The sequence below is a fragment of the Actinomadura sp. 3N407 genome (assembly GCF_052245875.1).
Lineage (GTDB): Bacteria > Actinomycetota > Actinomycetes > Streptosporangiales > Streptosporangiaceae > Spirillospora.
In genome coordinates this window covers 43498-66347 of record NZ_JBQQBP010000015.1, presented here as the reverse complement: position 1 = coordinate 66347, position 22850 = coordinate 43498, and the positions used below count along the sequence as shown (strand labels likewise).

Below are 22850 nucleotides of genomic sequence, written 5' to 3'. Positions count from 1 at the left end.
TCAGTCGCGGGCGATGACCCGGTTGGTCAGGCCGCCGACGCCGTCGATGGTGACGGTCACCTCGTCCCCGATCTCCAGCGGTCCGACGCCGGCCGGGGTGCCGGTGAGGATGACGTCGCCGGGCAGCAGCGTCATGACCTGGCTGACGTACTCGACGAGGGCCGGGACGCCGTGCAGCAGCAGGGACGTGCGGGCGTCCTGCCGGACCTCCCCGTTGACGGTGGTGGAGATCGCCAGATCGGCGGGGTCGGCCTCCGTCTCGATCCACGGGCCGATGGGGCAGAACGTGTCGAAGCCCTTGGCGCGCGTCCACTGCCCGTCCTTGGCCTGCAGGTCGCGGGCCGTGACGTCGTTGGCGCAGGTGTAGCCGAGGATGACCTCGGCGGCGCGGGACGCGGGGACCTCGCGGCACATGCGGCCGATGACGACGGCCAGTTCGCCTTCGAAGTCGACCCGCTCCGACAGCTTCTGCGGGTACGTGATCGCCTCCCCGGGTCCGATCACGGCGGTGGACGGCTTGGAGAACAGGATCGGCTCGGCCGGCGGCTCGTCGCCGCCCATCTTCCGGACGTGGGCGGCGTAGTTCTTGCCGATCGCGATGACCTTGCTGGGCAGGATCGGCGCGAGCAGCCGGACGTCGGCGAGCGGGAGACGCTGCCCGGTGAACGTCAGCTCACCGAACGGATGGGCCGCGATGGCGGCGACGGTGTTCTCCTCCACCACACCGAAGGACATGCCGTCGTCGGTGGAGAACCTGGCGATACGCATGGTCGAGAGCCTAGTACGCCGTTCAGAAGCCGCACGCCTTGCCGTTGAGCTTGCACTCCTTCGGGGTGGTCGTGATGCCCGCCGCGCCGAACTGGACGTCCCACGTGCCTCCCGGCGGGATCGCGGGGGCGCCCTTCAGGTTCTCGAGCTCGGCCTTCTCGCCGCCCTTGACGAGCCGCGCGCCCCAGATGTTCTTCACGTCCGCGCCGGGGGTGCTGAACGTCAGCTTCCACGTCTTCATGGGCTCGTCGGTGCGGTTCGTGATGATCATGCGGCCTTCGAAGTACCCCTCGTCCTGCTGGACGAGCTGGTAGGTGATTCCCTTGCCCTGCATCACCGGCCCGATCGGCACGGTGGGCGCCGCCGCGGGCGGCTGCCCCGGCCGCTGACCGGGCGGCTGCCCCGGCTGCTGCTCGGGCGGCCGGCCCGACGGGCCGCCGGACGGCGGGGCCCCGGGCGCCCCGCTCGCCGCCGGGGCCGGTCCGCCGCCCTCGGTCGCGGGGGCGGACGCCGCCGGAGACGGGCTCGTCGCGGCCGTACCCTCCTCGCCGCCACCGACGACCAGCAGCGCCACGACCCCGGCGCCCGCGAGGAGCACCACTCCGGCGACCAGCGCGATCAGCAGAAGCGGGCGCCTCGACCGGGACGGGCCGGACGGACCGGACGGCATGACCGACACGATCGGCGGCGGCGTTCCCCCGGACGGTGACGCGGCGCCCGGCATCGCCGGGGTGGGCGACTCGGGCGGCGGCACCGTCCCCTGCGGCGGCGGCCCGGGCATCGCGTAGGCGAACGCCGGGCCGGCCCCGGCGGGGTTCGTCGATTCGCCCTCGGCGGCGAACTGCTCCGTCCACGGCGCCTCCTCGGGCGCCGGGGGCGGGGCGGGTGCGGGCGCGGGGACGTCCTGGTCGGCGACCGGCGCATTCTCGTGAGGCATCGCCTGCTCCGCCGCCGGAGCGTTCTCGGGCGCCGTGGCCTGCTCGGGGACGGACGCCTGCCCGTACACCGGCGCGGGCATCTCGAACACGGCCGCCTCCGGCGGGGCGGAAGGCGTCCGCGGGACGGGGACGTCGGCGGCGGTGACCGGCGCCTCCGGCGAGCCGGCCGGGCTGTCGGTGAGGGTCATCGGGGCCTCGTCGTCGAGGTCGCCGCCCGGGTCCTGGAAGGTCACGTCCGGCTCGCGCAGCGGCGGGTCCTGGAAGGTCACGTCCAGGTCGGCTTCGGGGTCGTCCTGCGGCAGCTCGTCCTCGGGGTCGTCCACCGGAACGTCGCGGAACGTCACGTCCGGGCCGTCCTCCGGGACGTCCTGGAGCGTCGCGCCGGAGTCGAAGAGGTCGTCCACGGGTTCGTCGACGAAGGTCTTCTCGGGCCCCGGCATGGCGGGTTCGGGCTCCGCGGCCTTGCCCGGGGCGCGGAACTCGGCGGTCGTCTTGTGGTCCGGGGGAACGTACCCGGGCTCCTCGCCGCTCAACTCGTCACCTTCCACTTCGTCGATCTCATGGAGTCCGACGACGGGCGAGGCGGTTCGGTTCACGCCGAACCGGGAGGTGCCGCAAAGCGGTCAGCCGGCGGGGGCCGGCTCCAGCCCGCGGCGGGCCGCCTGCCGCAGCTGCCGGTTGAGCATGTCGGTGATGAGCTCGATGGCGTCCGGGGTGGTGGCGTCCTGGGCGCCGCTGAGCCAGCGGGTGGCCTCGGCCAGCAGGTCCTCGGCCGAGTCGGCCGCGGAACCCGCGTCCGCCATCCGGCCCAGCACGGCGCCGAGGCGCAGCGCCGCGTCGGCGCGGCCGGATTCGGCGGCTCGCCGGTACCAGTCCGCGGCCTGTTCCAGGTCGCCTTCGCCCTCGTACATCTCGCCCAAGCCGAAGGCCACGTCCGCCCACGTCCCGTCCGTCGGACGCCCGAGGTCCTCGGGGCTCCAGGGTCGGACAGGCATGCGATCACTCCGGTAGGTTCGGTTACTGGGAGACGGCACGCGGAAGGGTCACGTGTGCCGTGCCGAACCCATGGTGGACGCTTTCCCCGCAATCCGCCACCACTTTCGCCATGTTCGGCGAAACTTCTGCGTAGCCGTACCGATACCGGCGGAAAGACGCTCGTTCGGGTGAACGACCGGTCTCAGCCGGCCGTGTAGCGGGCGAGCCGGTCCTCGAACCCGTCGTGTCCGGCGGTGAAGGGACGTGTCGCGGCCGCCGGCGCCCCGGCGGCGGCACCGTCCAGCAGGGCCGGGACGGCGCGCGGGTCGGGCAGCACGCCCTCCCCGAGCCGGACCGGGTCGCGCAGGACCGTCCGCACTCCGGGTTCACCGGAGACGAAATCACCGAGGACGAACCCTTCGGACTCGTTCCAGACGAGGGCCTGGAGCCCGAGGACGAAGGTGGCGTCCCGGGGGTGGGACGGGTCGAGCCATATCTTCGAGAGCGGCACCCCGCGCGCCTGGAGCGCGTCGCCGACACCGGTGATGTATCCGCGGGTGGCCTCGACGAAGGGGTCCGGGTGAGGCAGGGGGCGAATGCGGCCGGTCACTGGATCATCCCTCTCTCTTCCGTCTCCTAGAAGTATGAGGGAAAAGATCCGTTATGTCCCGTTTCTGGACGGAGAAATCTGGCAGAAGGCAGCACAAACTACCCCGTTCACCACATTCCTCCCTCCTGTCTCCTGACCCCCGGGTGTCCGTGGGATCGGGCGGCGCCGGGTGCGGGGGCGCCCTTGCCCCCGCGGGCACCGTCAGTGCGGCGCGAAGGCGGCGGCGTCCCGGCGGGTCCGCGGCCGCGGACGAGGCGCCGAGGAGACCAGCCGGGGGGCGACGACCACGGCGAAACCCGCCGCCGAGCAGACCGCCGTCAGCGGCGCCGGCACGCCCACCCGGCGTCCCAGCTCGGCCGTGACGACCAGGATCGCGATGCCGGCGACCAGGGGCACGGCTCCGGGCCAAGGCTCCCGCCGCACGCGGTGCTCGGGCACCGGCGTCAGCACCACGAGAGGATGGGCCCCCTCACCGGGCTCCTCCCATCCGGCCCGCTGCCACGCGGTCCGCTCGTTCCACGCGGCGCGCTCCCACGCGGCCTGCCTTTCGATGCCGGCCACCGGGTACGGCGCACCCGGCACCGGGTCTGTCCGACTGTCTTCCACCTCGAACTCTCCTTAGGTCAGCGGCCTGCCCCGCGGCGACCAGAGATCATGTGCGAGGGCGGCCCGAGTGCGGCTCGCCGGCTGGGCTGAACACGTTGACCAGCATCCCCGGGCGGCTGGGCGCACCCCTTGAGGCGGCCTTCGAGTTATGGAGATCGATGACGCCCATGCGGCGGCCCATCCAGGCGACGTAGAGCGACAGGACCAGGAACAGCATCACGGGAACGATGATCCACACAGCCGTCGCGGTCATGGTTGAACCCTCCTCCGACTGGTTCGCGGTATCTCTTACATCTAGAAGTTCCTGCTGCTACCGTTGTCCGAGTTCTTCGCTGATTGACTTGTACCTACAAGTCTCTCACTCAAGGTGTTACCCTTTTTATAGGTTGCAAACACGTTGGGCGGGAACGACTTGTTGAGATCATGAAGTCCGGTTCGGTGCACGTCCCTCGTCCGGGCGAGGTGCACCACCGGGCGGGACAGGCCCGGGAAGGAGCGGATTCCGATGGCTCGCACGACGCCTCTCCGCTGGCGCGATATCGCCAATGACCTGCTCCGCCGCATCGAATCGGGCGATCTGTCCCCCGGGGACGGCGCGGCCGGCCGGCGGCGCCTGCCCCCCGAGAAGGAGCTGGAGACCCATTACCGCGCCTCCCGCAACACGGTCCGGGACGCCTTGTCCTGGCTGGCGCAGCAGGGATACGTCGTCTCCGAGCAGGGCAAGGGGACGTTCGTCGTCCACCGCCCGAACATCGTCCACGTCACGCTCTCCGCGGTCGAGCTGGGTCTCGCGCCGGGCAGCGGTTCGGGCGAGTGGTACAACCGCGACGCCTTCATTCCCGCGAACCGTGAAGTGACGGTGTCGCCGGTCAAGGTGGAGGTCCAGGAGGGCACCAAGGTCATCGCCCGGTATCTGCAGACCAATCCGGGCTCGGAGTTCATCTCCCGCCACCAGGAGCTCTTCCTCGACGACCGGCCCTGGGCCCTGCAGACCTCGTTCTACCCGCTCGACTTCGCCACCGGCGGCGCGTCCCGCCTGCTCTACCCGCGCGACATCCCCGAGGGCGCGGTCGCCTACCTGGGCGAGACGCTCGGCTACAGCGAGGTCGGCTACCACGACGAGATCAAGGCCCGCGTCCCGGACGAGAACGAGAAGCGGTTCTTCAGCCTGGGCGAGTCCGCCGCCGACGTCGTGTTCGAAACCGTCCGGACGGCCTACTCCCCCGACGGCAAGGCGTTCCGGCTCACCGTGACGGTCTGGCCCGCCGACCGCACACGGCTGCACTACAACGACGGGCAGGTCCCCGACGACGTCCTCAGGGCGCCGGGCCTGGGGCCCCCTGAGGACGCTCCGCGCGAATCCCCGCCGGCCGAAGGCGCCGGAAGCGGATAGATCGCCGCCGCCCGACCGCGGCGGCCGTCTCGCACCTATCCAACACACGCCCCCCTTCCCGGCCGTTCGGGAGCCCGAGGCACTCCCCTCACCGGCCAGGAGGCGGGGGCTCGGCTTTTCCCGGAGTCAGGAGCACGTGGACACAGAGACCAGGGCCCGCCGACGCAGCCGGGCCCCCCGCACCAGTTACCGCATCCGCATCGCCCGGCCGGACGAACTCGACGACGTCCTCGGGCTCATCGATCACGCGGCCGCATGGCTGCGGGCCGAGAAGAACACGACGCAGTGGGCCCGGCCTTGGCCCAGTCCGGACGACCGCCGCAAACGCGTCTACGAGGCTCTGCTGAACCGGGAGACGTGGCTCCTGTTCGACGGGGAGCGGCCGATCGGCACCGTCAGCATCCGGCTGATCGGCCACGAGGAACTCTGGACGGCGCGAGAGCGCGAGACCGAGGCCGTCTACCTCCATCGCCTCGTCATCGACCGGCGGTACGCCGGCGAGGGCCTGGGAGCCGAACTGATCGGCTGGGCGGGACGCAAGGGAGCGTCCCGGCAGCAGAAGGCCGAGCTGATCAGGATCGACGTCTGGACCGACAACACCGAACTCCACGCCTACTACCGCCGCCAGGGTTTCAAGGACGTCGCCATCCGCACCACCAGCGACAACACACCATCAGGCGCCCTGTTCGAGAAACCGCTGAGCCTGGTCCCGCCGGCGGCGGCAACCCGCATAACCGAACGCCTCCGCCCCTAGGAGACCCCGCCGTCCGTCTCCGCGGGCGCGGGTCAGACGAAGCGGACGAGCATCAGGTCGCTTTCGGGGGTTTCGCGCCAGTAGACGGCGCCGGGTTCGCGGGACATGCCCTCGACCTCGGAGGCGATGATCAGTGCGCGGTTGATGCAGTCGGTCTTGTTGTAGCCGGTCAGCTCCTGGAGACGCTGAAGGGCCTGGACGGCCTTGCCGGTCAGGTTGACCGTCACGCGCTCGCTCTGCGGGACCGCCTCGGCGCGGTGGGCGGGTTCGTCGGCGTCCATGCTCCCGCCCGAGGTGTCGGCGGCTGCTCGAGAGTTCGTCATGAGCGCGTTCTCCAATCCGGGGCGCGGAACCCGGCCCACCAGCCGTCAGGCGCCAGGGGTGGGATACCCGCCGGTCAGGCGATGATACAGCCATCCGGCAGCAAACCCATGCCCCCCACGTCCAGGGTGTACGTGTGAAGTTCCCCCGGGTGTTGGCCTGAAACCTCAGGCGATCCTGGTTCGCATGACTCTTGCCATCAGGTTAGCTAATAGTCTCCGGGTTTTATACAGCGAACGTATGGTCTTCATATGCACGACTGCGTATTCTCATGGTTGGGAGAACTGGGGACACGACGACCGCCGGGAGGCGGCGTGAACATCGCCGCACCTTCCCGGGGGAAGGAAGACTCCGTGAGCACTGACCGTTCCGCGGCGCGGCTGTGGAGGCGCACGATCTCGCACGGCGGCACCGGCCTGCTGAACGCGAAGGTGACGACCCCCGTGACGCTCCTGGCCGTGCTGCTGGGGTACGCGCTGGACGGCTCGCCGGGCGCCGTGATCACCGGCGGCCTGACGTTCCTGTCGTTCCCCGCGGTGACGATGACGAACGCGTTCGTCCAGTTCATGAGGGCCGGGACGCTCCAGGAGTCGTCCGGGCCCCCGCCCCCGCCGGCCGTCCCGGCGCCGGGAATCGAACCGGCCGCGCGCGTACCGGACGTCCGGTACGACGGGTCGACGTTCTGGGGGGCGCTGACGCCGGACGAGCAGCAGGCGCTTCTCGCACGGGCACGCCCGCACGTGTTCGGCAAGGAGGAGGTGCTGTGCCGCGAGGGCGGGCCCGCCGCCGAGGTCATCGTGATCCTGTCCGGCTGGACGCGGGTGTGGGTCGAGGACGGCCCCGAGCAGCGGATCATCGCGTTCCGGGGCGCGGGCGAGCTGGTCGGCGAACGGGCGGCGCTGATGGTCAAGGACCGGTCCGCCACCGTCACCGCCGAGGGCGACGTCCAGGCCCTGCGGGTCGACGCCCGCGACTTCGCGGTGTTCCTCGACGCGAACCCGCGCGTGCGGGCCGTCCTGGAACAGCAGGTCTACCGACGGCAGACCGAGAAGCCCGCGCCGGGGGTCCTGCCCGACTGGTCCGGAGGCAACTGCACGGTGCTGATCACCGACATCACCGGGTTCAGCTCACCGTCGCGCACCGACGCCGACCGCCGGTACGTGCTGGACACCATGTACCGGCTGCTGGACGAGTCGTTCGCCGCGTCCGGCCTGGTCCTCTCCGACTTCTACCAGGAGGACCGCGGCGACGGCGCCCTCATCGTCGTCCCGCCGACGACGCCGACCGAGGCCGTCATCGACCCGATGCTCGCGCACCTGGCCGTGGCGCTGCGCCGCCACAACCGGCGCGCCGCCGAGGCCGCCCGGATGCGGCTGCGCGCCGCGCTGCACGTGGGACCCGTGCAGCGCGGGTCGAAGGGCGTTTCCGGCATCTCGATCATCACGGCGCGGCGGATGGTGGACGCGCCCGCGGTGAAGAAGCGCGTCGCCGAGACGGGTGCCGACCTGGCGTTCGTCGCCTCCGACTTCGTCTTCGACACGGTGATCACGTCCGCGCCCGGGTTCGTCGACCCCGGCCGCTACGCGCGGGTCCGGGTCCGGGTGAAGGAGACGTCGCTGTCGGCGTGGCTCACGCTCGAAGGCGGAGAGTCCCGCCTCAGGGCCGTGTGAGGTCAGGCGGCCACCACATCCTGGTAGTCGGGGTGCTTCTCGATCCAGCTCTTGATGAACGGGCACACCGGGACGGCGGACAGGTTCCTGGCCCGGAGGTCGTCCAGGACGCCGCGGGCGAGCGAACCGCCCACGCCCTTGCCCCCGAACGCGGGGTCGACCTCGGTGTGGACGAGGGCGACCGTTCCCTCGCCCGGCTCGTACTCGACGAACCCGGCGAGGTCGCCGTCCAGCCTGATCTCGTAGCGGCCCTGCTCGGCGTTGTCGGTGATCTCAGTGCTCATGCCCCCGATAATGCCCGCGGGGCGCCGCGCATTCCCGGTCAGGCCGCGTCGTACCCGGCGCGGAGCAGGCAGTAGGTGACGGCCTCTTCCAGGGCCTGCCAGGACGCGGCGATGACGTTGTCCTCGACGCCGACCGTGCCCCATTCGCGTTCACCGTCGCTGGACTCGATGAGCACCCGCGTCCGGGCGTCGGTGCCGTGCGCGCCCTCGAGGATGCGGACCTTGTAGTCGACGAGCTCCAGCCGCGCCAGCTCCGGGTAGAGGCGGCCGAGCGCGACGCGCAGCGCGTTGTCGAGGGCGTTGACCGGGCCGTTGCCCTCACCGGTCGCGATGATCCGCTCGCCCTTGGCGTGCAGCTTGACGGTCGCCTCGCTGACCATGGACCCGTCGGGACGGCGCTCCACGATCGACCGCCACGACTCGACCTCGAAGTGCCGCTGCCGGACGCCGGTCAGCTCCTCCCGCAGCAGCAGCTCGAACGAGGCGTCCGCGGCCTCGAAGGTGAAGCCGGTGGACTCCAGCTCCTTGACCCTGTCCACGACGGCCTTGGACTTCTCACCGGACAGGTCGTAGCCCAGCTCGCGGCCCTTCAGCTCCACCGAGGCGCGCCCGGCCATGCTGGACACCAGCATGCGCATGTCGTTGCCGACGGCGGACGGGTCGATGTGCTGGTAAAGGTCCGGGTCGATCTTGACGGCGGAGGCGTGCAGGCCCGCCTTGTGGGCGAACGCCGACAGGCCCACGTACGGCTGCTGCGAACTGGGCGCGACGTTGGTGACCTCCGAGACGGCGTGCGCGATGCGGGTCATCTCGCCGAGCTGGGCGTCGGTCACCAGGCTCATGCCGCGCTTGAGCTGGAGGTTCCCGACGACCGTGAACAGGTTGGCGTTGCCGCTGCGCTCGCCGTACCCGTTCGCGCAGCCCTGGACGTGGGTGGCGCCGGCCTTGACGGCGGCGAGGGAGTTGGCCACCGCGCAGCCCGAGTCGTCGTGGCAGTGGATGCCGACCCGCACACCGGCGGACACGACCTCGTGGACGACGTCGGCCAGCTCGTCCGGCAGCATGCCGCCGTTGGTGTCGCAGAGCGCGACGACGTCCGCGCCGGCCTCGGCGGCGGTGCGGACGGCCTCCAGCGCGTAGGCGCGGTTGGCCTTGTAGCCGTCGAAGAAGTGCTCGGCGTCAAGGAAGACTCGTTGGCCCTCCGCACGCAAGTGGGAGACCGTGTCGCGGATCATCGCGAGGTTCTCCTCCAGGGTGGTGCGGAGGGCCAGCTCGACATGCCTGTCGTGGCTCTTGGCGACAAGGGTCACGACGGACGCGCCGGATTCGCGCAGCGCGGCCACCTGCGGGTCGTCGGCGGCCTTCACACCGGCCCGGCGGGTCGCGCCGAACGCGGTGAGCTGCGCGTGCCTCAGGTCGAGCTCTGTTCGAGCGCGCCTGAAGAACTCGGTGTCCTTGGGGTTGGCGCCGGGCCAGCCGCCCTCGATGAAGCCGACGCCCAGATCGTCGAGGTGCCGCGCGATGGCGAGCTTGTCGGGCACGGAGAGGTTGAGCCCCTCCTGCTGCGAGCCGTCGCGCAGGGTGGTGTCGTAGACGTGGAATGCGTCACCTTGCATCGGAGAAACCCCCAAGGAATGGGCGATCAGCGCCAGGGCACAAAAAAGACCCCTCACGGACGTGAGAGGTCTGCGCGCCGGCGTCGTCCCGTTAGCTGCTGCCGGCGCGCCAGCCGATAATCACGAGGCTGTGGCGCATGATGTCGGCCAGTCTGCCACACGGTTCGCATGCTCGTACCGTACGTCTCAGATGGTGAGACGCCAATGCCCCGGCGCGGATGGCGCCGGGGCTGCGCGAACGCCGTGATCAGACGATTCCGTGGACCCAGCCGTAGGGGTCGGGGCGGGTCCCGTACTGGATGCCGACCAGTTCCTGGCGCAGCCGCATCGACAGTTCGCCGGGCTCGCCGTCCCCGATCGTCCACTCGCGGTCGGCGCCCTTGACGCGGCCGACCGGGCTGATGATCGCGGCGGTGCCGCAGCCGAACACCTCGGTGATCTCGCCGGACCGGCAGCCCGCCTCCCACTCGTCGATGCTGATCTTGCCCTCCTCGGCGGGGACGCCGAGGTCGGGGGCCAGCTTGAGCATGGAGTCGCGGGTGACGCCGGCGAGGAGCGTCCCGGTGAGCGCGGGGGTGAGCAGCCGCGCCCGCGCGCCGGAGCCGTAGACGAACATGAGGTTCATCGAGCCGACCTCCTCGACCCAGCGGTGCTCCACCGCGTCGAGCCAGACGACCTGGTCGCAGCCCTGCCCGACGGCCTCGGCCTGCCCGGCGAACGAGGCCGCGTAGTTGCCGCCGAACTTGGCCTCGCCGGTGCCGCCGGGGGCCGCGCGGGTGTAGTCCTGCGACAGCCACACCGAGACGGGCTTGATCCCGCGCGGGTAGTACAGGCCGGACGGGGACGCGATGACCATGAAGAGGAACTCGTTCGCCGGGCTGTTGACCCCGAGCGCGCGGGTGGTCGCGAACATGAACGGCCGCAGGTAGAGGCTGTGCCCCTCGGCGTCGGGCACCCAGTCCCTGTCGGTGCGGACGAGCAGCTCGACCGCCTCGACGAACAGCCGCTCGGGGATCTCCGGCATCGCCATCCGGTGGGCGGAGCGGTTCATCCGGGCCGCGTTCATGTACGGCCTGAACGTGACGATCGACCCGTCCGGCTGCTTGTAGGCCTTGAGGCCCTCGAAGAGCTCCTGCGCGTAGTGGAACACCTGGCTGGCCGGGTCCATCGGGATCGGCCCGTACGGTTCGAGTCGCGCGTCGTGCCAGCCCCGGTCCGCCGAGTAGCGGATCGTGACCATATGGTCGGTGAAATGGCGCCCGAAGCCGGGATCGGCCAGGACGCGTTCGCGTTCGGCGGCGGTCGCGGGCCGCTCGTTGCGCTTGATCTCGAAGTCCAGGTTGCTGCTCATCGCGGTTCGTCCTCTCGCGGATCGCCGGGGCGGCCCCATCGCCGCTTCGGCTTCCTTAGTCCCTATTGTCATACTTCGTCTAGACCCACTCCCAAACACACGGCGCATACGGAAAACCGGGCGCGCCGCGAGGGCACGCCCGGAGTTCCCTGTCCTGGCCAGAGAGACGTGCCCCTAGCCGGATACTCGCTTGGCGATCGCGTCGCCGATCTGGGCGGTGGACCTGACGCCGAGGGCGGCGCGCTCGGCCAGATCGTCGGAGACGGCCTGCTCGACGCGGCGGGCGGCGCCGCCCGCGCCGACGTGGTCGAGGAGCATGGCGACGGAAAGGATCGTCGCGGTCGGGTCGGCCTTGCCCTGCCCCGCGATGTCGGGGGCGCTGCCGTGCACCGGCTCGAACATCGACGGCGCGGTCCGTCCGGGGTTGACGTTGCCGGACGCGGCGAGCCCGATGCCGCCGGCGATCGCGGCACCGATGTCGGTGATGATGTCGCCGAACAGGTTGTCGGTGACGATCACATCGAATCGCTGCGGCTGGTTCACGAAGAACATCGTGGCCGCGTCGACATGGCAGTAGTCGGTGGTGACCTGCGGGTACTCCTCGGCGACCCGCTTGAGGACGCGCTGGTACAGGTCGCCCGCGAACGTGAGGACGTTGTCCTTGTGGACGAGCGTCAGCTTCTTGCGGGGCCGGGACGCGGCCACCTCGAAGGCGTACCGGACGACCCGCTCGACCCCGAAGGCGGTGTTGACGCTCTCCTGCGTGGCGACCTCGTGCGGGGTGCCCTTGCGCAGCACGCCCCCGACCCCGGTGTAGGGGCCCTCGGTGCCCTCCCGGACGACGACCATGTCGATGTCGTCGGTCGTCACGCCCGCCAGCGGAGTCTCGACCCCCGGGAACAGCTTCACCGGACGCAGGTTGACGTAGTGGTCCAGCTCGAACCGGGCCCGCAGCAGCAGCCCGCGCTCCAGGACACCGCTCGGCACACCCGGGTCGCCGACGGCGCCCAGCAGGATGACCTCCTGCTCGCGCAGCTCGTCCAGCACCGGGTCGGGCAGCGTCTCCCCCGTCCGGTGCCAGCGGGCGGCGCCGAGGTCGTAGGAGGTCTGCTCGAACGCGAGGTCACCGGACGGAGCGACCGCCTCGAGGACCTTCAGTCCCTCGGCGACCACCTCTGGGCCGATCCCGTCCCCCGGGATGACGGCCAGACGAATGCTGCGGGAAGCCATGCGCGCACTCTACTGCAAACGTCTCAGTGCTTGGGCTTTCATCTCATATACCGGGACGCATGTCTCGGCCCGGTCATCGCAGGCCGCAGTCACCGCACATGCCGCCGCCCGGGACGCGGTAGTACAGGCAGCAATTGTGCCGGACGAACCCGTCCCGGCCGAAGTCCCCCGCGCCGGCCAGGGGCTCACGTGCGAGCAGTTCCCGGACGATGGCGGCGCGGGCACCGCCGGGCGGCCCGACGTTCAGGCCTCCGGCGAGTGCGGAGGCCGCGTTGCCCCACAGCAGCCCGTCCGCCAGGTTGACGAACGTCAGCATCGCTTCGGCCAGCGGCCTGAGCTGCCCCTCCACGACCATGGGATGGATGAGGCCGGCGGCCTCCGCGGCGTCCTCGACGCGCCACCCCCGCGGCTCACCGAGCCCCAGGGCGACAGGCTCCCCCGGCGCCCACCGCCATCGCAGCCCCGACAGGTCGGGCACGACCCCGCGCCCCGCCGCCGCCACGACCGGCGACCACACCCGCGAAGCGAGCCCCTGAAACAGAATGGACGCGGCGACCCGCCGCTCATCCGTCCCCAGCCGCTCGCGGTACTCCTCCGTCACAGCGAGAAGCCGACCCCCGTCCACCTCGGGAAAGGGCCGCCAAGCCGCGCCCGCCCCGGTAACGATCTCGAAGTAAGGCCCGAGCCGAGCAACGTCTTCAACGACCTTCACAACCTCGGCCGGACGGGCTTCAAGCGCCATAATGCCCAGTGTGCAGGCCCACGGACACGGACGCGCGGTGTTCATTGCAGCGCCCGTGGCGTCGGGCGCTAGATGTACTCGGCCACCGGGTTGGTGACACGCCGCGGCTGGTGATTGATCAATGAGAAGACCTCCGAGTGCGGCGGTGGCCGGTGTCGGTGCGCATGGGGTGATCGCGGTTGACTAATCAGCACGCCTGTCCAGGGCGGTCTGCAGAGCGCGAGCCGCCTCTTCCTGGGCGTCGTCGTCGGCGGGCGCGTTGTTCCAGGTGTCGTTCATGATGGTCTGCTCCGATCGCTGGGCTGGTGGCCAGAGGGGCCGCCGGGGATCCGTGGTTCACACGATCCGGCGTGAAATCGGACTCACGGCCAGGCAGAGCCTCCGCAGCGGGTGCCGGCCTGCCGATGATCAGGCCCCGCTGCGGCAGCGAAGGATTACCACGTAACGCCGCATGACTATCTGCGAGGTTACCCCGGGTCAGGTGGAGTGTCCCGACCCGTGGCGGAAAATCTCAATAATTGAGACGGAACGGGTGGTGAGAACCGCCACGGGCGGGCGGCCGGCGCGCTGCCGGACCGCCCGCCCGTGGCGAAGGGACGAGTCTCAGTTCTCCAGGTCGACGCGGCGGCCCATGTCGGCGCCGACCTCGCGGGTGATGGCGTCGACGAGCTGCGGCCCGATCGCGGAGTCGACGGTCAGCGCGATCAGTGCCCTGCCGCCCTTGGCGTCCCGGCCGACCTGCATGCCGGCGATGTTGACCTCCTCGTCGCCGAGCAGCTTGCCGACCCGGCCGACGATGCCGGGACGGTCGACGTAGGAGAAGAACGCCATGTGCTCGGTCGGCACCAGCTCCATGTTGTAGCCGTTGATCTCGATGATCCGCTCGGCGTGCTTCGGGCCGGTGAGGGTGCCGGACACCGACACGACCGAGCCGTCGGCCATCGTGCCGCGCACCTGCACGACGTTGCGCCAGTCGGGGCTGTCCTCGCTGGTGGTGAGGGTGACCTCGACGCCGCGGTCGCGGGCCAGCAGCGGCGCGTTCACGAACGTCACCGCCTCCTCGATCACGTCCACGAACACGCCCTTGAGCGCGGCCAGCTCCAGCACCTTGACGTCGTGTTCGGCGATCTCGCCGCGGACCACCACGTCCAGCCGGACCGGGACGCCGCCGGCGAGGGCGGTGAAGATGCGGCCGAGCTTCTCGGCGAGCGGCAGGCCGGGCTTGACGTCCTCGGCGACCGCACCGCCCTGCACGTTCACCGCGTCCGGCACGAACTCGCCGGACAGCGCCAGCTTCACCGAGCGGGCGACCTGCGTGCCCGCCTTCTCCTGCGCCTCGTGGGTGCTGGCGCCGAGGTGCGGGGTGACCACGACGCTGTCGTGGTGGAACAGCGGGCTCTCGGTGCACGGCTCGGTGCTGAACACGTCGATGCCGGCGCCGGCGACGCGGCCGTCCTTGAGGGCGAGCTCCAGGGCCGCCTCGTCGACGATCCCGCCGCGGGCGGCGTTGACGATCCGCACGGTCGGCTTGACCTGGTGCAGCTCGCGGTCGCCGATGACGCCGAGGGTCTCGGGCGTCTTCGGCAGGTGGACGGTGATGAAGTCGCTCTCGGCCAGCAGCTCGTCCAGCGTGACGAGTTTCACGCCGAGCTGGGCGGCGCGGGCGGCCTGCACGTACGGGTCGAACGCGATCACGTTCATGTCGAAGGCGGCGAGGCGCTGGGCGACGAGGACGCCGATGCGGCCGAGGCCGAGCACGCCGACGGTCTTGCCCTGCAGCTCCACGCCGGTGTACTTGGACCGCTTCCACTCGCCCTGCTTGAGCGCGGTGTGGCCCTGCGGAACGTTCCGCGCGGTCGCGAGCAGCAGCGCGATGGCGTGCTCGGCGGCGGTGACGATGTTGGACGTCGGCGCGTTGACGACCATGACGCCGGCCTTGGTGGCGGCCTCGACGTCGACGTTGTCGAGGCCGACGCCGGCGCGGGCGACGACGCGCAGCGCCTTGGCGTGCTGGAACACCTCGGCGGTGACCTTGGTGGCACTGCGCACGATGAGTGCGTCGACATCGGCGACGGCGGGCAGCAGCCGCTCGCGGTCGCCGCCGTCGACGTGGCGGACCTCGAAGTCGGCCTCCAGGACGGCGATGCCGGCCGGGGAGAGTTCTTCTGCGACGAGGACGACGGGCTTACTCAAGGAAACAGTCCTTCGGAAGTGGATGTTCGTGTGGTGTGCAGGTGAAGTCGCGAGTCACCTCGTCGTGCCCTCGCCCCCACGCGAGTGTATCTCGCGCCGGCGAGCGCGATTCGCGGCAGGGAGACACCCACCGGTAACTCCGCTTCGTCCCGCCCGCGTCCGGCCGGACGTCCGGTCAGGCCGCGTTGGGTTCGGGCATCGCGGCCAGGACGGACGCGACCCGTTCGGCGTCGGCGACGTGGACGTGCGGGACGTCCACGAAAACCCGCAGCGGCCCCGCCGGCAGCCCCAGCTCGTCGGCGACCTGCACCTGCACCTCGCGGAGCGGGATGTAGGTGAGGTAGCCGCGGTGGACGTTCTGCGACCGGAACATCGCCGTCATGATCAGCCGGTAGCCGCGGATGCGGAACGACAGCGCCGTCAGGCACGGCAGCCCCTCCGCCGGCTCGCCCGGGATCGTCAGCGAGATCCACGCGCTGGTCGTCCACGGCCTGGCCCGCAGCAGCTCCACCACCCAGCGGATCTGGTCGTTGCCCTGCAGGTCGTGCAGCCTCGGCCAGTACCGCCCGCGGACGTTGCGGCGGGTGCGCTCCTGGGCGCGCCGCACGAGGCGCGCCCGGTCGCCGTGCTCGTGCAGGATCGGGTCCTCCCAGCTCAGCGAGGTGACCTCGAACAGCACCGGCGGGCCCTCGATGATGGGTCCGGTGTCCTCCATGCCGGCCTCGCCGGCGGCCCAGACGTGGCGCAGGACGCCGATCCACGCCTGCCCGCACGTCTCCCAGCGCCGGACGTCCTTGTCCGCTCCCGCCGGCACGTCACTACTCCCCGCCATAATTCGTCCCATGACGGGCGACGCGGATCCGGGAATTACCTGCCGGGGGCATTGACACGCGGGGGATATATTCCGCCTCTGCTCCGGCCCGTGACCTTCGGTCGTTCTTGAACAGCATCACACCACTCATGCACTCCGCCCCAACACCGCTCCGGCGGCGGTCACATGAGCGTTCGCGCAGGTTCCCCCGCGCCGGCCGCGGCCGTCACGGCTTTCTTCAAGTATCAGGCAAAGTGCGCCGAAAGGATAGGGTAATTTATCCGAACGGTACCTTCACCGGCATTCTGACGTGTGCCAGGGCCGACGGTCACTTTGGACCTCTGTCCAAACGTGATTATGCTCCACCTTGGGCGGGGACGTCCCGGTGCAGCACGATGTACCCCTCCCGCCGGAAGACCGCGCGATACCCCTCGGCCTCCAGTTCCGCCACCCGCCGCCGCTGGCCGGCCACGCTCGGGAACGGGAACTCCAGCCGCCCGACGTAGGCGATGACCCAGGGCGCGCCGCGCGACCGCTCGTCCCACAGCAGGACGCGGGCGCGGGTCGTCAGCGCCGGGCCGACGCCGTTGGCCGCCTCGACGAGCGCCCCGTCCGGGATCCTCGCGGCCGCCGCGGCCGCCGCGCGGGCCCGGTCGTTCTGCCGCCACAGCGCGGGATCGGCCAGATGGCGGTACGCGAAGAACGGCACGCAGACGATCACAGCGGCCAGGACCGCCGCCATCGGCAGAACAGGCGGGAGCCGCTCCGCCGCCCGGATCCTGCCGCGCAGCCGCGCCGCCCCGTCCACCGCCGCCATGACGAGCACGGCGACGATGAAGGCGTTGTAGTGGTAGTCGGGTTCCCACCAGTTGCCGAAACGGCTGTTGAGCATGCGCTCGGCCAGCATTGGCAGCGCGATCAGCGTCAGCGGTGACGCGAGCGGCAGCAGAAGCAATGGCAGGACGAGCAGCGCCATCGTGAGGACCTTCTGCGGCGGGGTACCGAGAACGGCCACGACGTCCCACGGGTGGGTCAGCGCGTGGACGGCGGCATGCGGCAGGTCGGGGCCGAGTGACCCGTACGCCCAGTAGTAGTCGTTGTCCCCGCCGAACGCCGCGATGAAGACCTGGGAGGAGATCCACGCCGCGACGAGCCCGACCACGACGTAGGCGAGCCCGGCCCGGCGGTCGCCGCGCGGCAGCAGGCCGCGCACCCCCCGGCGCTTTCCCTCACGCCCGTCGCGCCGCGTGAGCAGGAACAGGCCGAAACCCGCGAGCAGCAGCCCCATGTCCTCCTTGACCAGCAGCAGCGCGAACGCCGCCACCACCGCCTGCCCTCGCCGTCCCGCGTCGTGCCGCTCGATCATCAGTGCCGACAGGAGCGGCACGAACGCGACCTCGTGGAAGTCGAACGCGAGCGCCTCCGCGATCGGCCACGACAGCGCGTAGGCGCCCCCGGCGCAGTACGCGGCGCCGGCGCCGAGCCGCCGCTCGGTGAACCGCCAGATCGGCGGGATGCCGAGCGCGAGCAGGACGGCCTGCGCGAGCAGCAGGGTGACCGGCCCGTCGTGGATCCAGTAGAGCGGCGCCAGCACGACCAGGATCGGCGAGAAGTGGTCGCCGAGGATGGAGAAGTCCGGCCCGAAGCCGTTGTGGACGCCCTTGACCATGGCGACGGGCAGCTCGAAGCGGCTGTACGAGCGGATCGCCTGGTCGAAGATGACGAGGTCGTAGCTGCCCGTCCGGAACGCCCGCAGCCGCATCAGCGAGTACGCCGCGTACAGCACGGCGCTCGCCGTGACCATCGCCGCGAGCGCCGCCCGCCGGCGTCCGGACGGTCCCCGGCGGCCTGCCGGGACCTCGTCGACGGGGCCCTCCACCGCAACCGCCTCAGCCACGCGCCGGACGCTACCAGCCGCACCCCGGCGCGCAGAGCCCCGCGTCGCAGGGGAGGCAGGTCGCCGTAGCCGTCCGGCTACACCGGGCACACGCCGACGGAGACACGCCACCGCGATTTCACTGTGAGCGACGACTCGGAGCCTTAACGTGACCGATGTCCCCGGCCGATCAGGAGAGAACGTGACCTCGGACTGCACCATCAGCGTCCTGCGCGACATCCTGCGCGTGTACGACCACCGCTACCTGAGCCTCGACCGGCTCCAGCGCGAGCGGCTCGTGGACGGCACCCGCCACGTCATAGGCGAGGAGGGGCTGAGCGAGGCGGCGCGCGCCGCCCTGCCCGCCTCGGTCCGGCTCAGGGCGTTCTGCATCCAGCACGGCCTGCGCGAGGAACTGGAGCGGCTGATCCGCGACGAGATCGAGGGCGCTCCGGCGGGCGCCGTCGTGGTCGGCGGCCGGATCTACGCCATGTACCCCTACCTGCGCGGCGTCTCCCGCCAGGACGCCGACATCACCACCGAGGTCGGCGTCGACCACCGGCTGGACGCGGTCGCCTGGCAGGGCAAGAGGATCCGTATCCGCGGCGTCGCGGCGCTCCAGCGCGTCGAGACGAACCGGACGGTCGTGGACGTGATCCTGCGGGAACGCACGTCCGGCAAGGAGCACGGTTTCCCCGCCGAGCTCCGGCCGGACCGGCCCGGGCGGTTCGAGGCCGTCGCCGACCCGGCCGCCGTGGAACCGGGCCGCTGGGACGTCCACGTCGCGGCGACCGCGCTGGGGGTGACACGCGAGGCCCGCTTCGGATCCGTCCGCGCCGAAGGTCTGAAGACCACGCCGCAGTGCCGCACCACGGGCACGAGGGACACCACGGTCTACTTCACCAGGGGCGGCCACCTGGCCCTGACCGTGGCCGACGAACCAGCCGACACCTCATGGCGCACCAGGCTCCGCCGCCGCCTGAAACGCTGACCCGCGGCGTGTCGCCCTGACGGGACGCTCCCCAAGGGCGACACGCCGCGAGTCGACGAAGCGGGCTAGTCGTTGAGCCAGCTCATCATCGGGCGCAGCTCGGCGCCCGTCTTCTCGATGGGGTGCTCGGCGAGTTCCTCGCGGTACTGGCCGAACTGCTTCTGGCCGCCCTCGAACTCGTCCACCAGCTCCTTGGCGTACTGCCCGGACTGGATCTCGCCGAGGATCTTCTTCATCGCGGCCTTGGTCTCCGGCGTGATCACGCGCGGGCCGCGGCTGTAGCCGCCGTACTCGGCGTTGTCGGACACCGACCAGTACATCTTGGAGACGCCGCCCTCGTACATCAGGTCGACGATCAGCTTCATCTCGTGCAGGACCTCGAAGTAGGCGACCTCCGGCTGGTAGCCGGCCTCGGTCAGCACCTCGAACCCGGTCTTGATCAGCTCGGAGACGCCGCCGCACAGCACCGTCTGCTCGCCGAACAGGTCGGTCTCGGTCTCCTCGGTGAAGGTGGTCTTGATGCCGCCCGCGCGCAGGCCGCCGATCGCCTTGGCGTACGACAGGGCCAGCGGCCAGGCGTTGCCGGACGGGTCCTTCTCCACCGCCACGATCACCGGGACGCCGCGCCCGGCGACGAACTGGCGGCGGACGAGGTGGCCCGGGCCCTTCGGCGCGACCATCGCCACGTCCACGCCCTCCGGCGGCTGGACGAGGTCGTAGCGGATGCTGAAGCCGTGCCCGAAGAACAGCGCGTCGCCCTCGACGAGGGCCGGCTTGATGTCCTTCTCGAAGATCTCGCGGTGGTGGTGGTCGGGGGCCAGCAGCATGATGAGGTCGGCCTCCTCGGCCGCCTCCGCCGGGGTGACGACGCGCAGGCCCTCGGCCTCGGCCTTCTCCCGGCTGGCCGAGCCCTCGCGGAGCCCGACCCGCACGTCGACGCCGGAGTCGCGCAGGGAGAGAGCGTGCGCGTGCCCCTGGCTGCCGTAACCGATGATCGCGACGTGGCGACCCTGGATCACGCTCAGGTCGGCGGCGTCGTCGTAGAACATCTCAGCCACAGTGCTGTTGCCTTTCGTTGATGTGGTTGTGTCACGCGCTCTGACGTGTGCTTCAGGTGCCGCACGCGGATCAGGCGCTGCGTTCGATGGCGCGCAGCGAGCGGTCGGTGATGGACCGGGCACCGCGGCCGATGGCCACCATGCCCGACTGCACCAGTTCCTTGATGCCGAACGGCTCCAGGACCTTGATGAACGCGTCCAGCTTGTCGCGGTTCCCGGTGGCCTCGATGGTGACGGCGTCCGGCGCGACGTCCACCACCTTGGCACGGAACAGCTGGACGGTCTCCAGGACCTGCGAGCGCGTCTCGGCGTCGGCGCGCACCTTGACCAGCACGAGTTCGCGCTGGACGGACGCCGAGGAGTCCAGCTCGACGATCTTCAGGACGTTGATCAGCTTGTTGAGCTGCTTGGTGACCTGTTCGAGGGGCAGGTCGGCGACGTTCACCACGATCGTCATCCGGGAGATCTCGGGGTGCTCGGTGACGCCGACCGCGAGGGACTCGATGTTGAAGCCGCGCCGGGAGAACAGCGCCGCGACCCGGGCCAGGATGCCGGGCTTGTTCTCCACGAGCACCGACAGGGTGTGCAGGCTCATCGGGGTCAGTCTCCGTTCTCCCACTCGGGAGCCATGTCCCGCGCGATCTTGATGTCGTCGTTGGTGGTGCCGGCCGCGACCATCGGCCAGACCATGGCGTCCTTGTGCACGATGAAGTCGATCACGACGGGGGCGTCGTTGATCTCCATGGCCTTGGCGATGACGTCGTCGACGTCCTCGGCCTTGTCGCAGCGCAGGCCGACACAACCGTACGCCTCGGCGAGCTTGACGAAGTCGGGGATGCGCTTGGCCGCGTGCAAGTTCGTGTTGGAGTACCGCTCGTTGTAGAACAGCGTCTGCCACTGCCGGACCATGCCGAGGTTCCCGTTGTTGATCACGGCGATCTTGACGGGGATGCCCTCGATCGCGCAGGTCGCGAGCTCCTGGTTGGTCATCTGGAAGCAGCCGTCGCCGTCGATCGCCCAGACCGTCGTGTCCGGCGCGCCGACCTTGGCGCCCATCGCCGCCGGGACGGCGTAGCCCATCGTCCCCGCGCCGCCGGAGTTCAGGAACGCGCCGGGCCGCTCGTACTTGATGAACTGCGCGGCCCACATCTGGTGCTGGCCGACGCCCGCGACGTAGTACGCCTCCGGCCCGGCGAGCTTCCCGATGCGCTCGATGACGTACTGCGGGGACAGCGACCCGTCGTCCGGGATGTCGTAGCCCAGCGGGTACGTGTCGCGCCACGCGTCGAGCTGCCGCCACCAGTCGGTGTAGTCGCCCTTGTGCCCCGCCTCGTGCTCGTTCTGCACGGCGACGATGAGGTCGGCGATGACCTCGCGGGCGTCGCCGACGATCGGGACGTCGGCGTGCCGGTTCTTGGAGATCTCCGCCGGGTCGATGTCGGCGTGCACGATCTTGGCGTCCGGCGCGAACCCGTCCAGCTTCCCGGTGACGCGGTCGTCGAACCGGGCGCCGAGGGTGATCAGCAGGTCGGACCGCTGCAGCGCGCCGACCGCGCCGACGCCGCCGTGCATGCCCGGCATGCCCATGTGCAGCGGGTGGCTGTCGGGCAGCGCGCCCTTGGCCATCAGCGTGGCGACGACGGGCGCGCCGGTCAGTTCGGCGAGGACCTTCAGCTCGGCGGACGCGTTCGCCTTGAGGACGCCTCCGCCGACGTACAGCACCGGGCGCCGCGCCTGGACGATCAGCCGTGCCGCCTCGCGGACCTGCTTGGAGTGCGGCCGGGTGACGGGCCGGTACCCGGGCAGCTGCAGCGTGACGGGCCACTCGAAGTCGACGGTGGCCTGCAGGGCGTCCTTGGCGATGTCGACGAGGACCGGTCCAGGGCGGCCGGTGGAGGCGATGTGGAACGCCTCGGCGATCGTCCGGCCGATGTCGGTGGCCTTGGTCACCAGGAAGTTGTGCTTGGTGATCGGCATCGTGATGCCGGCGATGTCGGCCTCCTGGAAGCCGTCCGTCCCGATGAGGGAGGACGCCACCTGGCCTGTGACGGCCACCATCGGCACCGAGTCCATGTAGGCGTCGGAGATCGCGGTGACGAGGTTGGTCGCGCCCGGCCCGCTGGTCGCCATGCACACGCCCACCTTGCCGGTCACCATCGCGTAGCCCTGGGCCGCGTGGCCGGCGCCCTGCTCGTGCCGGACGAGGATGTGGCGCAGCTTCGCGGAGTCGAAGAGCGGGTCGTAGGCCGGGAGGATCGCGCCGCCCGGGATGCCGAACACCGTGTCGACGCCGACGTTCTCCAGGGCGCGGACCAGCGCCTGGGCTCCCGTCATCTGTTCGGTCGTCATGATCTGCGTTTCCTTGGGGAGTGGGTGTGAACGTCTCTCATCCGGCCTGTCGCCAGGGGCCGTCACCTGGCCGGTGACCGAGGACGAAAGTGTTCAGTTGGCTCGCCGGGCAACAAAAAACCCCCGCCGCCGTGAGGCGGTCAGGGGAGGCGCGCAGGACGAGGAGCTTGGTCAGCCTGCGCGCCGACCAAGTACTACGAGGATGGTGAAGGTGCTCTGCACGAGCCCACTTTCGCCGATGTCCGGCCCCGGGTCAAATCCATGGACGCTTTGTCTCAAATGTCGAGACAGCCGTGTCGGCCGTTCCGCGGGGC

At 70.7% G+C, this 22850-nt stretch carries 22 protein-coding genes; 4 read left to right on the top strand and 18 right to left on the bottom strand.

Annotated features, from left to right (window positions below; translation table 11 throughout):
- From ACTWPP_RS31715 to ACTWPP_RS31690, 6 genes are all read right to left on the bottom strand, one after another.
- The gene (locus ACTWPP_RS31715; protein WP_443108066.1) at positions 1-768 is read right to left on the bottom strand and encodes a fumarylacetoacetate hydrolase family protein; all 768 of its coding nucleotides are present in this window, start codon (positions 766-768) and stop codon (positions 1-3) included.
- A 22-nt stretch (positions 769-790) separates the two neighbouring features.
- Positions 791-2239 (bottom strand): cellulose binding domain-containing protein, encoded by a 1449-nt coding sequence (locus ACTWPP_RS31710; RefSeq protein ID WP_443108065.1) that lies wholly within the window; start codon positions 2237-2239, stop codon positions 791-793.
- A 90-nt stretch (positions 2240-2329) separates the two neighbouring features.
- Positions 2330-2701, bottom strand: coding sequence for an SEL1-like repeat protein (locus ACTWPP_RS31705; RefSeq protein WP_443108064.1), 372 nt, complete (start codon positions 2699-2701; stop codon positions 2330-2332).
- A 182-nt stretch (positions 2702-2883) separates the two neighbouring features.
- A complete protein-coding gene (locus ACTWPP_RS31700; RefSeq protein ID WP_443108063.1) occupies positions 2884-3291 on the bottom strand; it encodes a DUF6292 family protein in 408 nt (135 codons plus the stop codon).
- A gap of 201 nt (positions 3292-3492) precedes the next feature.
- The gene (locus tag ACTWPP_RS31695) at positions 3493-3897 is read right to left on the bottom strand and encodes a hypothetical protein (protein WP_443108062.1); all 405 of its coding nucleotides are present in this window, start codon (positions 3895-3897) and stop codon (positions 3493-3495) included.
- Between the two features lie 46 nt (positions 3898-3943).
- Positions 3944-4150 carry a hypothetical protein gene (locus ACTWPP_RS31690; RefSeq protein WP_443108061.1) on the bottom strand — a complete coding sequence of 69 codons (207 nt, stop codon included), beginning with the start codon at positions 4148-4150 and terminating at the stop codon, positions 3944-3946.
- 252 nt (positions 4151-4402) lie between these two features.
- Between ACTWPP_RS31690 and ACTWPP_RS31685 the strand changes: the two genes are divergently transcribed.
- Together ACTWPP_RS31685 and ACTWPP_RS31680 are read left to right on the top strand one after the other, a co-directional pair.
- Complete coding sequence (locus tag ACTWPP_RS31685) at positions 4403-5290, top strand: GntR family transcriptional regulator (protein ID WP_443108060.1); 888 nt, start codon at positions 4403-4405, stop codon at positions 5288-5290.
- A gap of 136 nt (positions 5291-5426) precedes the next feature.
- Positions 5427-6044 carry a GNAT family N-acetyltransferase gene (locus ACTWPP_RS31680; RefSeq protein WP_443108059.1) on the top strand — a complete coding sequence of 206 codons (618 nt, stop codon included), beginning with the start codon at positions 5427-5429 and terminating at the stop codon, positions 6042-6044.
- A 32-nt stretch (positions 6045-6076) separates the two neighbouring features.
- Here ACTWPP_RS31680 and ACTWPP_RS31675 read toward each other — a convergent pair whose 3' ends face one another.
- On the bottom strand, positions 6077-6367 hold the full coding sequence (locus ACTWPP_RS31675; protein ID WP_443108058.1) for a hypothetical protein: 291 nt from the start codon (positions 6365-6367) through the stop codon (positions 6077-6079).
- A gap of 351 nt (positions 6368-6718) precedes the next feature.
- Here ACTWPP_RS31675 and ACTWPP_RS31670 point away from each other — a divergent pair, with 351 nt between their 5' ends.
- Positions 6719-8035, top strand: a complete 1317-nt coding sequence (locus ACTWPP_RS31670) for a Crp/Fnr family transcriptional regulator (RefSeq protein WP_443108057.1) — start codon at positions 6719-6721, stop codon at positions 8033-8035.
- A 2-nt stretch (positions 8036-8037) separates the two neighbouring features.
- Here ACTWPP_RS31670 and ACTWPP_RS31665 read toward each other — a convergent pair whose 3' ends face one another.
- The 8 genes from ACTWPP_RS31665 to ACTWPP_RS31630 form a co-directional block, all read right to left on the bottom strand.
- On the bottom strand, positions 8038-8319 hold the full coding sequence (locus tag ACTWPP_RS31665) for a GNAT family N-acetyltransferase (protein ID WP_443108056.1): 282 nt from the start codon (positions 8317-8319) through the stop codon (positions 8038-8040).
- Between the two features lie 38 nt (positions 8320-8357).
- Positions 8358-9935, bottom strand: a complete 1578-nt coding sequence (gene cimA / locus ACTWPP_RS31660; protein ID WP_443108055.1) for a citramalate synthase — start codon at positions 9933-9935, stop codon at positions 8358-8360.
- 247 nt (positions 9936-10182) lie between these two features.
- Positions 10183-11286: a branched-chain amino acid aminotransferase gene (locus ACTWPP_RS31655; RefSeq protein WP_443108054.1), complete on the bottom strand. Its 1104-nt coding sequence runs from the start codon at positions 11284-11286 to the stop codon at positions 10183-10185.
- 174 nt (positions 11287-11460) lie between these two features.
- Positions 11461-12516, bottom strand: coding sequence for a 3-isopropylmalate dehydrogenase (locus ACTWPP_RS31650; protein WP_443108053.1), 1056 nt, complete (start codon positions 12514-12516; stop codon positions 11461-11463).
- Between the two features lie 73 nt (positions 12517-12589).
- Positions 12590-13117: a (2Fe-2S)-binding protein gene (locus tag ACTWPP_RS31645; RefSeq protein WP_443108052.1), complete on the bottom strand. Its 528-nt coding sequence runs from the start codon at positions 13115-13117 to the stop codon at positions 12590-12592.
- Between the two features lie 744 nt (positions 13118-13861).
- Positions 13862-15451 carry a phosphoglycerate dehydrogenase gene (gene serA / locus ACTWPP_RS31640; RefSeq protein ID WP_443108051.1) on the bottom strand — a complete coding sequence of 530 codons (1590 nt, stop codon included), beginning with the start codon at positions 15449-15451 and terminating at the stop codon, positions 13862-13864.
- Between the two features lie 175 nt (positions 15452-15626).
- Positions 15627-16265, bottom strand: coding sequence for a hypothetical protein (locus tag ACTWPP_RS31635; RefSeq protein WP_443108050.1), 639 nt, complete (start codon positions 16263-16265; stop codon positions 15627-15629).
- A 352-nt stretch (positions 16266-16617) separates the two neighbouring features.
- Positions 16618-18159, bottom strand: a complete 1542-nt coding sequence (locus ACTWPP_RS31630) for a DUF2079 domain-containing protein (protein ID WP_443108049.1) — start codon at positions 18157-18159, stop codon at positions 16618-16620.
- 181 nt (positions 18160-18340) lie between these two features.
- Between ACTWPP_RS31630 and ACTWPP_RS31625 the strand changes: the two genes are divergently transcribed.
- A complete protein-coding gene (locus ACTWPP_RS31625) occupies positions 18341-19129 on the top strand; it encodes a hypothetical protein (RefSeq protein WP_443108048.1) in 789 nt (262 codons plus the stop codon).
- Between the two features lie 65 nt (positions 19130-19194).
- On the opposite strand, the gene ilvC is transcribed toward ACTWPP_RS31625, so the two are convergent.
- The 3 genes from ilvC to ACTWPP_RS31610 all read right to left on the bottom strand — a co-directional run bounded on the left by ilvC (position 19195) and on the right by ACTWPP_RS31610 (position 22602).
- Positions 19195-20178 carry a ketol-acid reductoisomerase gene (gene ilvC, locus ACTWPP_RS31620; RefSeq protein WP_443108047.1) on the bottom strand — a complete coding sequence of 328 codons (984 nt, stop codon included), beginning with the start codon at positions 20176-20178 and terminating at the stop codon, positions 19195-19197.
- Positions 20179-20257: 79 nt separating this feature from the next.
- Positions 20258-20782 (bottom strand): acetolactate synthase small subunit, encoded by a 525-nt coding sequence (ilvN, locus tag ACTWPP_RS31615; protein WP_358463753.1) that lies wholly within the window; start codon positions 20780-20782, stop codon positions 20258-20260.
- Positions 20783-20787: 5 nt separating this feature from the next.
- Positions 20788-22602, bottom strand: a complete 1815-nt coding sequence (locus tag ACTWPP_RS31610) for an acetolactate synthase large subunit (RefSeq protein ID WP_443108046.1) — start codon at positions 22600-22602, stop codon at positions 20788-20790.
- Positions 22603-22850: the final 248 nt, after the last annotated feature.

What these genes read in the sequence shown, in the direction of transcription:
- ACTWPP_RS31650 (WP_443108053.1), bottom strand. Translation starts at nt 12,516, where the DNA reads ATGGCTTCCCGCAGCATTCGTCTGGCCGTCATCCCGGGGGACGGGATC.
- ACTWPP_RS31655 (WP_443108054.1), bottom strand. Translation starts at nt 11,286, where the DNA reads ATGAGCAGCAACCTGGACTTCGAGATCAAGCGCAACGAGCGGCCCGCG.
- ACTWPP_RS31690 (WP_443108061.1), bottom strand. Translation starts at nt 4,150, where the DNA reads ATGACCGCGACGGCTGTGTGGATCATCGTTCCCGTGATGCTGTTCCTG.
- ACTWPP_RS31665 (WP_443108056.1), bottom strand. Translation starts at nt 8,319, where the DNA reads ATGAGCACTGAGATCACCGACAACGCCGAGCAGGGCCGCTACGAGATC.
- ACTWPP_RS31675 (WP_443108058.1), bottom strand. Translation starts at nt 6,367, where the DNA reads ATGACGAACTCTCGAGCAGCCGCCGACACCTCGGGCGGGAGCATGGAC.
- ilvC (WP_443108047.1), bottom strand. Translation starts at nt 20,178, where the DNA reads ATGTTCTACGACGACGCCGCCGACCTGAGCGTGATCCAGGGTCGCCAC.
- ACTWPP_RS31685 (WP_443108060.1), top strand. Translation starts at nt 4,403, where the DNA reads ATGGCTCGCACGACGCCTCTCCGCTGGCGCGATATCGCCAATGACCTG.
- ACTWPP_RS31705 (WP_443108064.1), bottom strand. Translation starts at nt 2,701, where the DNA reads ATGCCTGTCCGACCCTGGAGCCCCGAGGACCTCGGGCGTCCGACGGAC.
- cimA (WP_443108055.1), bottom strand. Translation starts at nt 9,935, where the DNA reads ATGCAAGGTGACGCATTCCACGTCTACGACACCACCCTGCGCGACGGC.
- ACTWPP_RS31715 (WP_443108066.1), bottom strand. Translation starts at nt 768, where the DNA reads ATGCGTATCGCCAGGTTCTCCACCGACGACGGCATGTCCTTCGGTGTG.
- ilvN (WP_358463753.1), bottom strand. Translation starts at nt 20,782, where the DNA reads ATGAGCCTGCACACCCTGTCGGTGCTCGTGGAGAACAAGCCCGGCATC.